Source organism: Rhodococcus yananensis (assembly GCF_020515525.1).
Classification (GTDB): domain Bacteria; phylum Actinomycetota; class Actinomycetes; order Mycobacteriales; family Mycobacteriaceae; genus Rhodococcus; species Rhodococcus yananensis.
This window is the reverse complement of record NZ_JAIYEP010000113.1, coordinates 1-9671: the sequence shown is the minus strand read 5'-3', so window position 1 is coordinate 9671 and position 9671 is coordinate 1. Positions and strand designations below refer to the sequence as shown.

Here is a 9671-nt window from a genome sequence, read left to right as displayed (position 1 = left end):
GTTTCTGGTAGCTGGGGCTACCAGAAACGCGCACGGGTCAGGCGGTGGGAGCCGCCAGAACGTACACGTCGCCGGGCACGGTGACGGTCACGAGCTCGCCGTCCGGGCCCACCGCCGTGCCCGGGGAGAATCCGCTCGTGCCCTCGAGCGGTTCCTGGTCGACGGTGGTGCCGTCGGCGAGGTCGAACACCAGCGCGACCGGCTCGTCCTCGCCGTCGACGACGGTGTAGCCGCGACCGTTCGCCGTCAGTGCCGGCACCCCGATCTGACGCACATCGTCGCGTTCCCAGACGGTTTCGGGTGCGTCGCCCCCGTCGCGCACGGCGACGAGGGGACCGGCGTCGCCGCCCGCGGCGAGCACCAGCGTGCCGTCGGGCGTGACGGCGGGTCCGGTGGACGGTACGAACCCGACGTCGTGGTTCCAGCGCGGCGCTCCGGTCGCGGCGTCGAGCGCCCACAGCGCGCCGGTCCCGTCGTGCACATACACGGTCGTGCCGTCCGCGGACAGAACGGGACTCGTGACCGCACCACCGGGAAGGTCGTCGAACGACCATTCCTCGGTGACGACGGCGTCGTCACCGCCGGTGTACCGGAGCGCCACCAGCGCGGCGCGGTCGGCGCCCGGCCGCCACACCGTGGTGAGGATCCGGCCGCTGGACGGGTCGACGGCGGGTGTCGTCGCGACCGGGCAGTCCGGTGATCCACCGAAGCACGCTGCGAGTCCGTGATCGCTCGCCTGCCGGGGAATGTTCGTCCCGTCGCCGACGCCCGGTAGCGGCAGCAGATCGAACACCGGAGCACGCAACCGTCCGGTCTGGGGATCGACGACGTTCACCTGGCCGAAATGTGTCACGACGACGACGCTTCCGTCGGGGGCGAACTGTGCGCTGCGCGGGGTTCCGCTCACCGGGATACGCCAGCGGCGCTGACCGTGCTCGTTGAACGAGAAGAACCCGCCGCCCTCGCCGACGTAGATGTTGGCCTGCTCGTCGACCAGCGGGCTGACGTCCGCGACCCCCGGCGCCAACCGGGTGCACCAGCGTTTGCGGCCGTGGTCCACGCGGAACGAGAAGAGGTTGCATCCCGCATCGGTCGTGGCGGTGACGAAGATCTGCCCGTTCGGCGCGATCGTGACCGGCGAACCGACCATCCCTCCGGTGGGCCGCGTCCAGGAGAACGTGACGTCGTCGAGTCCCGGGGTGGACGTCGACGCGGTGTTTCCCGAGTCCGAGTAGCGACCGGACCAGCCGGCGGGCGGCGCGTCGTCGCTGCCGCACCCGCTCAACACGAGCGCTGCCGCCGCCGTCAGCACTGCTGCCCGTCGGGCACCCCGCATCTGTTCACTCCTTCGAGGACGGACCGATTCGACTCGCCAGCGTATCGGGCCGGGCCGTGTGCACCGTGCACGAGGCGGACCGTAGGCTTCACATCCATGACGAGCATGTGGGGCGCACCGCTTCGGACGCGGTGGCGCGGCTCCCGCCACCGGGATCCGGAACAGGCACGATTCCTGACACTGTCCTCCCTGAAGTGGGTACTGGCGAACAAGGCGTACACGCCGTGGTACCTCGTGCGGTACTACCGGCTGGCGAAGTTCAAGGCAGCCAATCCGCACGTGATCCTGCGCGGCATGGTGTTCCTCGGCAAGAACGTGGAGATCCATTCGACACCCGAACTGTCGCGGCTCGAGATCGGCAAGTGGGTGCACATCGGTGACGGCAACGCCATCCGCTGCCACGAGGGTTCGCTGCGCATCGGCGACAAGGTCGTGTTCGGCAAGGACAACGTCGTCAACACCTACCTCGACATCGAGATCGGTGCGTCCACCCTCGTCGCCGACTGGTGTTACATCTGCGACTTCGACCATCGCACGGAGGACATCACGTATCCGATCAAGGACCAGGGGATCGTCAAGAGCCCGGTGCGCATCGGGCCCGACACGTGGATCGCGGCGAAGGTGACGGTGCTACGCGACACCCGGGTGGGCCGCGGCTGCGTCCTCGGCGCGCACGCGGTGGTCAAGGGCGAGATTCCCGATTACTCCATTGCGGTGGGTTCGCCGGCGCGGGCGGTGAAGAACCGCAAGGAGACCTGGGAGGCCGGAGCAGCCGACCGCGCAGCCTACGTCGCGGCGCTCGAGGACATCGCGCGCAAGAAGACCGGCGACGTTCCGCTCGACACGACCCCGGGCTCCTGACAGCGGCCGCTGCCCGGGGCTAGGCTCGGGCACCGGCATCGCTCGGCAGGAGGGTACGACGATGGACTATGCGGAATACCGCGGTCACGACGCCGTGGGCCTGGCAGAACTGGTCGCGCGCGGCGAGGTCACACCTGCGGAGTTGCTCGACACCGCACTGGCGCGACTGGCCGCGGTCGATCCGACGCTGAACACCGTCGTGCGTCACCTCGAGGACCGGGCGCGTACCCGCGCCGGTGGGCCGCTGTCCGGCCCGTTCGCGGGGGTGCCGTTCCTGGTCAAGGATCTGATGTAGGACATCGCCGGTGTCCCGGACGGGCGGGGGAGTCGCGCGCTCGCGACCCTTCCGGCGCCGAGGAACTCGGTGATCGTCGATCGGTGGCTCGACGCGGGCCTGGTGATCTTCGGTAAGACCAACACCCCCGAGTTCGGGATGAAGGGGATCACCGAACCGGAGGTCGACGGTCCGACCCGGAATCCGTGGAACACCGATCTGACACCCGGTGGTTCCTCGGGTGGTTCGGCTGCGGCGGTCGCCGCGGGTGTGGTGCCCGCGGCCGGTGCCGGTGACGGGGGTGGCTCGATCCGCATCCCCGCGGCGTGCTGCGGTCTGGTGGGGCTCGAGCCGGGACGCGGTCTGGTGCCGACCGGGCCGCGGGGCGGCGAGGTGTTCCACGGCGCCGCGACGAACGGGGTCCTCACCCGCACGGTACGCGACACGGCCGCGATGCTGGACGTGATCGCCGGGCCGTATCCGGGTGGGCCGTTCCTCGGGGAGACCGGCGACGGTACGTTCGCGGCGGCGCTCGGGACGCCACCGGGACGGCTGCGTATCGGATTCTCGACGGATTCACCCATCGGGACGGGGGTCGACCGCGAGGCCGTCGCCGCGGTCGAGGCCGCGGCGGTGCTGCTCGAGGAACTCGGCCACCGGGTGGAGCCGGCGCGCACCGGAGTCGACGAACGCGCGCTCGCCGTGGACTTCCTGACGATGTGGTTCGCGCCGGTGGCCGCCGACATCGACGACGCGCGGCGACGCACCGGCGTGGGCGAGGACGCGTTCGAGTTCGACACCCGGATGCTCGCGGCGCTCGGGCGGGCGTCGTCGGCGCAGGACTACATCGCCGCACTCGACCGCTGGTCGACCTACACCCGGGATCTCGCGGACTTCCACGAACGGTACGACCTGCTGCTGACACCGACGCTCGCGTTTCCGCCGGCTCGGGTCGGAGAACTCGCGACGCCCGGCTGGATGCGGGCGGGCGGTGAGGTGCTCATCAGAGCGCGGCTCGGTCGTGTCGCGCGGTGGACGGGACTCGTCGACTCGATCATCGACGACAACCTGGGCCGCACCCCGTACACGCAGCTCGCGAACATCACGGGGCGCCCGGCGATCTCGTTGCCACTGCACTGGACGGAGAGCGGTGTGCCCCTGGGTGTGCAGTTCGTCGCGCCGCTCGGCGGTGAACGCACACTGCTCTCGCTCGCGGCGGAACTGGAACGCGCGAAGCCGTGGGCGGACCGGCAGCCACCCTTCCTGGCTGCACCCGACGGTGTTCGCTCGCCGACATCGGATTCCTGATCCGTCGTCGACGGTCGGAACGGTCGGACGCCGGGAAGAGAGTCCGGGAAGAGAGTCCGGGAAGAGAGTGGTGACGGACGCGACCGCCCGTCGGGTGCGGATCTTCCGCCCGGGCCAGGTGATGGCGGCACCGTGCCGATCGGACAGGCTCACCCGGAGCTGTGCGATCGGCACGCGGTGGAGTGCCTCGTCGACGCCGACCGCAAGGAACTCCGTGGACCGGAGTGAGCGGGCGGGCGACGTCAGCCGCGGTCGGGCAGGGGCCGTTGCGGGATGTGCGGCCGGCCGATCGGGTTACGGACGCGCCGTTTCGCTCCCGCATACACCTGCGCGGTCTCCTCGGCGACGCGACCCCAGTCGAAGTCGTCGGTGAGCCGCGCCCGGGCCGCGCGGGCACGTTGCTGTGCGGCGGCGGGATCGTCGAGGGTCTCGCGCACGGCGGAGACGAGTCCGGTGACGTCGCCGGGGTGGAACGACAGTCCGGTGACGCCGTCGACGACCGCCTCGCCGAGACCTCCCGCGGTGGATGCGACGAGGGGGATGCCCGCGGCGGCGGCCTCGAGCGCGATGATTCCGAACGGTTCGTAGCGGCTCGGCAGCACGATCGCGTCGGCGCCGTGCAGCCAACCCAGCAGCTCGGTGTGGTCGAGGGTGCCGAGGAACGTCACCGACCGGGCGACACGATGCACCCGGGCCTGTTCGCGCAACCACTCGAACTGTGTGCCCTCACCGGCGACGACGAGGGTTGTTCCCGGATGGGATCGGCGGATCTTGGGCAGTGCCGCGATCGCGTCCTGCACACCCTTCTCGTACTCGAGACGGCCGACGAACAGCAGGCGCGCCGGTCCGCTGTTCGGCTGCCGGTCGCGGTAGGTCCAGGTGCTGACGTCGATGCCGTTGCGGATCACCGAGATCGCCGGCAGCGCCGGTCCGTACAGGTCACCGACCTCGTCGCGCATGGATGCGGAACAGGTGATGATGCAGTCGGACTCGTTGGCGAGCCACCACTCGACGGAGTGCACCTGCCGGTTGGTGCGGCCCGACAGCCACCCGCTGTGACGGCCCGCCTCGGTCGCGTGCAGTGTCGACACGAGCGGCACGTCGAAGTGTTCGGCGAGGGCGATGGCCGGGTGCGCGACGAGCCAGTCGTGGGCGTGGACGACGTCCGGTTGCCAACCGTCTCCGATGCCGCCGCGGCCGAGTGAGACACCGGCCCGGACCATGGCGTGCCCCATCGCGAGGGTCCACGCGAGCATGTCCTCGCCGAATTCGAAGTGCGGTGCGTCCTCCGCGACCGCGACCACGAGAACTCCCTCGGTGACGTGGGAGATCGTCGGGTGCGTCGACGCATCCGTGCCGGTGGGTCGCCGGGACAGGACGACGACCTCGTGACCGGCCGCGGCGAGTTCGACCGCGAGGTGATGCACGTGGCGGCCGAGTCCGCCGACGACGACCGGCGGATACTCCCACGAGACGATCAGGATCCTCAGTGGCGACGGCGTTTTCACAGGGTGCCTCCGTGACGTCCCGGTAGGCGACGCGCATCCAACCCCGGGAACAGGTTGTCGGCTCGGTTCCATGCCGCGGCCAACCGCGCCGCGGTGTCCGCGCGCCCGGAGGTGAGGGCCTCCGCGATCTCCCGTGTGGCGTGGGCGTGCTTGTGTGCCCGATCGCGGGCGTATCCGGCCGCGGTGTCCTTGCTGACCATGAACGCCCAGTCGCTGGACACCGTCATCAGGGCCTCACGGAGGATCTGGTCGTGGATCCGATTGCGCAGCACGGGCGCGGTGTCGGTGCTGGTCTTGTCGACGGCGTCGAGGGCGGTCTGCACGACTTCGGCGTTGAGTTGCACGAGGTCGGCCACCTGATCGCCGGCCCACACCCGCCAGTCCTTGCCCGATCCCCACGACGAGTCCTCGAGGTCGACGGACGCGCCGACGTAGCCGCGGTCGCGGGCATCGGCCAGGGTGCCGACCTCGATGCCCGCTTCCGGGAGGGCGCGCAGCACACGTTCGAGGAAGAGCGGACCTTCGAACCACCAGTGCCCGAACAGTTCGGTGTCGAATGCGGCGACGACCAGCGCGTCGCGCCCGATGCGCTCGGATTCGCTGCGCATCCTGGCGCGGATCGTGTCGACGAAGTCGGTGACGTGGCGGTCGACGGCGCGAGACGCGAGATCCGGGTCGTACGGAGCCTTGTCCTGCGGGGCGACGGTGCGGCCGGTCACGCGTGCCGGTTTGAGTCCGGTGTCGTGGCAGTAGGTGTGGAAGTCCCGGTAGGCGGGATGGCCGGGGTAGCCGGATTTCGGCGACCACACCCGGTACGACACCTGCAGATCCCGGCCGAAGCACACCACGTCCGACTCGCGGACGGTACGGCCGAGGGCGGTGTCGCCGTGCAGTGCCGGGCCGTCCACCATGAAGTGTTCGACACCTGCTGCGGCGTAACCGGCTTCCATGCCCGGTGTGTACCCGCATTCGGGGCCCCAGATGCCGCGCGGTGTGTGCTGCCAGCGGGCGCGGGCGTCGTGCAGACCCTCCGTGAGGGAGAATGCGCGCAGCCGCGGATCGAGGAGCGGCTGGAACGGGTGTGCCAGCGGTCCGCCGAGCAGTTCGATCGCATCGGCGTCGATCAGCTCCCGCACGACGGCGGAACCTCCGTGGCGCCAGTGTGTTTCGAATGTTCCGAGGGCCTGCGCCGCGGTGCGGTGTTCGCGTGCACCGAGCGCCCGGTACGACCGTTCGGGCATGCCGGCGGCCTCGTGCGAGCGCAACTGCCAGTTGCCGAGCCAATGATGCATGCCCGTGAGGCAGTGCGGATCGTCGAGCTGCGCGGCGAGCACCGGGGTGATGCCGAGGGTGAGCATGCGGGTGTGTCCCTCGGCGGCCAGTCGCCGCAGGACATCGGTGACGGGGAGATACGTTGCGGCCCAGGACTGGTAGAGCCATTCCTCGCCGACGGGCCACCTGCCGTGGTTCGCGAGCCACGGCAGGTGGGAGTGCAGGACCAGCGCGAACATGCCGGGTTCGCGCGGTGGTGTCGTGCTCACCGCTTTCGGTCCTTCACCGCGATCGCCACCAGATCCAGGCTCGCGTCGATATCGGCCGGGTCGAGTGCGAAGTCGGCGACGGTCACTCCCGCGACGTCCGCGGTGAGGTCGTCCGGCCAGGGTTCACCGGCGAGGGCACGTTCGATCTGTGCGTCGATGAAGGAGCCGCCGTGCTTGGCGTCGAGGGCCCGCAGTGTCGGGCCGTGGTGCACTCCGGTCATCAGTTCGACCCGGAACCCGGCCTCCTCCAACAGGTCGGTCAGTTCGGTGGCGTTCAGTTCGCGGGTGTGGAACGGGTTGAGCGGGGTGTCGCGGCCGGGGGAGAAGGTGATGCGATTGGGGGTGCTGATGAGGAGTTCCCCACCGGGGGTCAGCACCCGGTGGCATTCGCGCAGGAACTGCGACTGGTCCCAGAGGTGCTCGATGACCTGGAAGTTCACGACGACATCGACGGATGCGTCGTCGAGGGGGAGTGCGGCGAGGTTGCCGTGCCGCATGTCGACTCGCGGGTAGCGGGCACGCACGTGCTCGACGGCGCTCTCGTCGTAGTCCAGCCCGATGACGTGGGCGGCGACCTCGGAGATCATGTCGGCCCCGTACCCTTCGCCGGACCCGGCCTCGAGTACCGTGCGCCCGGAGCAGCGGGCCAGCAGGTCGCGGTAGACGACCTCGTGGCGGCGGAACCAGTAGTTCTCCTCGGCGATGCCCGGAACTGTCCGTTCGCCGGTGAGGGGCAACTGTTGTGCGCCGTCGGCGCGGACGGTGGAGTCACTCACCGCCCCGACACTAGACCCCCCGCCCACGGACCCGGCCGGGGTGGTTCGGATCACATCCATGACTCTCCTTCGCTGCGGTTATGGTGAACCCGGCATCGCGCTAAGTTACCGCCTGGTAACTTAGCGTTTGGTAATCTATCGCACACCCCGTGCGACAGACACGAGTATTCGGTTCAGGCAGAGCCTCGCCGATCCATGGCAGCGACACACAGGAGGTCGACGAAGACCCATGACGAACATCGTCGTTTTGATCAAGCAGGTCCCCGACACGTGGTCCGAGCGCAAGCTCACCGACGGCGACTTCACCCTCGACCGTGAGGCCGCCGACGCCGTGCTCGACGAGATCAACGAGCGCGCCGTCGAAGAGGCCCTGCTCATCAAGGAGCGCGACGGCGGCGAGGTGACCGTCCTCACCGCCGGTCCCGACCGCGCCACGGACGCGATCCGCAAGGCGCTGTCGATGGGTGCCGACAAGGCGATCCACCTCAACGATCCCGCGCTGCACGGCTCCGACGCCATCCAGACCGCCTACGCGCTCGCCGCGGCACTCGGCCAGATCGAGGGCGTCGAGCTCGTCATCGCCGGCAACGAGGCCACCGACGGCCGCGTCGGTGCCGTCCCCGCGATCATCGCCGAGTACCTCGGCCTCCCGCACCTGACGCACCTGCGCAAGCTCACCCTCGCCGACGGCAAGGCGACCGGCGAGCGCGAGACCGACGAGGGCGTCTTCGGCCTCGAGGCCCCGCTGCCCGCGATCATCTCGGTCACCGAGAAGATCAACGAGCCCCGCTTCCCCTCCTTCAAGGGCATCATGGCCGCCAAGAAGAAGGAAGTGCAAACCCTCACCCTCGCCGAGATCGGCCTCGACCCCGAGATCTTCGGTGTCGCCAACGCCGCGAGCGCCGTCACCGGCGTCACCCCCAAGCCTCCGCGCACCGCGGGCGAGCGCGTCACCGACGAGGGCGACGGCGGCAGCAAGATCGCCGCATACCTGGTCGCCCAGAAGATCATCTGATCCGCGCCCACGCGAATCCAGCCGGACACATCTAGGAGAGAAGCAAAGCCATGGCAGAAGTTCTCGTGCTCGTCGAGCACGCCGAGGGCGCACTGAAGAAGATCAGCACCGAACTCATCACCGCCGCACGCGCGCTGGGTGAGCCCTCCGCGGTCGTCACCGGCCCGGCCGGCACCACCGACAAGCTGCAGGAAGCGCTGGCCGCCGCGGGTGCCGCCAAGGTCTACGCCGCCGAGTCCGACGACATCGACGGCTACCTCGTCACCCCGAAGGTCGACGTCCTCGCCGCCCTCGTCGAGTCCACCAGCCCCGCCGCAGTCCTGACCGCCGCGTCCATCGAGGGCAAGGAGGTGTCGGGCCGTCTCGCCGCGCGCATCGGCTCCGGCCTGCTCGTCGACGCCGTCGACGTCAAGGCCGACGGCTCGGTCGCCCACTCGATCTTCGGTGGCGCGTTCACCGTCGACGCCAAGGCCAACGGCGAGGTCCCGGTCATCTCGGTCCGCCCGGGTGCCGTCGAGGCCGCCCCGCAGGCCGGTGCCGCCGAGCGCGTCGCCGTCGACGTTCCGGCTCAGGAGGAGAACGCCGTCAAGGTCACCTCCCGCGAGCCCATCGTCGCCGGTGACCGTCCCGAGCTCACCGAGGCGTCCATCGTCGTCTCCGGTGGTCGCGGTGTCGGCTCGGAGGACAAGTTCCACGAGGTCGTCGAGCCGCTCGCCGATTCGCTCGGTGCCGCCGTCGGTGCGTCCCGCGCCGCCGTCGACTCCGGCTACTACCCCGGTCAGTTCCAGGTCGGCCAGACCGGCAAGACCGTCTCGCCGCAGCTGTACGTCGCACTCGGCATCTCCGGCGCCATCCAGCACCGCGCCGGCATGCAGACGTCCAAGACGATCGTCGCCGTCAACAAGGACGAAGAGGCCCCGATCTTCGAGATCGCGGACTTCGGTGTCGTCGGCGACCTGTTCAACGTCGCACCGCAGCTGACCGACGAGGTCAAGAAGCACAAGGGCTGACCACAGCCGCACAACGCTTCGCGCGGCCCCGCTCCCGTCGTC

At 69.8% G+C, this 9671-nt stretch carries 7 protein-coding genes and 1 pseudogene; 4 read left to right on the top strand and 4 right to left on the bottom strand.

Annotated elements, in window-relative coordinates; all coding sequences use genetic code 11:
* Positions 1–37: 37 nt before the first annotated feature.
* Positions 38–1336, bottom strand: a complete 1299-nt coding sequence (locus LDQ05_RS18360) for an outer membrane protein assembly factor BamB family protein (protein WP_226438391.1) — start codon at positions 1334–1336, stop codon at positions 38–40.
* A 96-nt stretch (positions 1337–1432) separates the two neighbouring features.
* Between LDQ05_RS18360 and LDQ05_RS18355 the strand changes: the two genes are divergently transcribed.
* Both LDQ05_RS18355 and LDQ05_RS18350 read left to right on the top strand, forming a co-directional pair.
* Positions 1433–2197: an acyltransferase gene (locus LDQ05_RS18355; protein WP_226438390.1), complete on the top strand. Its 765-nt coding sequence runs from the start codon at positions 1433–1435 to the stop codon at positions 2195–2197.
* Positions 2198–2258: 61 nt separating this feature from the next.
* Positions 2259–3779 (top strand): annotated as a pseudogene (locus LDQ05_RS18350) (amidase).
* 242 nt (positions 3780–4021) lie between these two features.
* On the opposite strand, the gene LDQ05_RS18345 reads toward LDQ05_RS18350, so the two are convergent.
* Genes LDQ05_RS18345 through LDQ05_RS18335 form a run of 3 tightly spaced genes read right to left on the bottom strand, consistent with a single transcriptional unit; the run spans position 4022 to position 7664 of the window.
* Positions 4022–5269, bottom strand: coding sequence for a glycosyltransferase family 4 protein (locus LDQ05_RS18345; RefSeq protein ID WP_226438393.1), 1248 nt, complete (start codon positions 5267–5269; stop codon positions 4022–4024).
* Positions 5270–5283: 14 nt separating this feature from the next.
* Positions 5284–6798 carry a 1,4-alpha-glucan branching protein domain-containing protein gene (locus tag LDQ05_RS18340; RefSeq protein WP_226438392.1) on the bottom strand — a complete coding sequence of 505 codons (1515 nt, stop codon included), beginning with the start codon at positions 6796–6798 and terminating at the stop codon, positions 5284–5286.
* Between the two features lie 26 nt (positions 6799–6824).
* Positions 6825–7664 (bottom strand): class I SAM-dependent methyltransferase, encoded by an 840-nt coding sequence (locus LDQ05_RS18335; protein WP_226438389.1) that lies wholly within the window; start codon positions 7662–7664, stop codon positions 6825–6827.
* A gap of 169 nt (positions 7665–7833) precedes the next feature.
* Here LDQ05_RS18335 and LDQ05_RS18330 point away from each other — a divergent pair, with 169 nt between their 5' ends.
* Positions 7834–8619, top strand: a complete 786-nt coding sequence (locus LDQ05_RS18330) for an electron transfer flavoprotein subunit beta/FixA family protein (protein WP_226438388.1) — start codon at positions 7834–7836, stop codon at positions 8617–8619.
* 50 nt (positions 8620–8669) lie between these two features.
* Positions 8670–9629, top strand: coding sequence for an electron transfer flavoprotein subunit alpha/FixB family protein (locus LDQ05_RS18325; protein WP_226438387.1), 960 nt, complete (start codon positions 8670–8672; stop codon positions 9627–9629).
* The last annotated feature ends 42 nt before the right edge of the window (positions 9630–9671 follow it).

Bases quoted from the DNA above. Each gene is read 5' to 3' on its own strand.
- LDQ05_RS18360 (WP_226438391.1), bottom strand. From the start codon at position 1,336: ATGCGGGGTGCCCGACGGGCAGCAGTGCTGACGGCGGCGGCAGCGCTC.
- LDQ05_RS18355 (WP_226438390.1), top strand. From the start codon at position 1,433: ATGACGAGCATGTGGGGCGCACCGCTTCGGACGCGGTGGCGCGGCTCC.
- LDQ05_RS18340 (WP_226438392.1), bottom strand. From the start codon at position 6,798: ATGTTCGCGCTGGTCCTGCACTCCCACCTGCCGTGGCTCGCGAACCAC.
- LDQ05_RS18335 (WP_226438389.1), bottom strand. From the start codon at position 7,664: ATGGATGTGATCCGAACCACCCCGGCCGGGTCCGTGGGCGGGGGGTCT.
- LDQ05_RS18330 (WP_226438388.1), top strand. From the start codon at position 7,834: ATGACGAACATCGTCGTTTTGATCAAGCAGGTCCCCGACACGTGGTCC.
- LDQ05_RS18325 (WP_226438387.1), top strand. From the start codon at position 8,670: ATGGCAGAAGTTCTCGTGCTCGTCGAGCACGCCGAGGGCGCACTGAAG.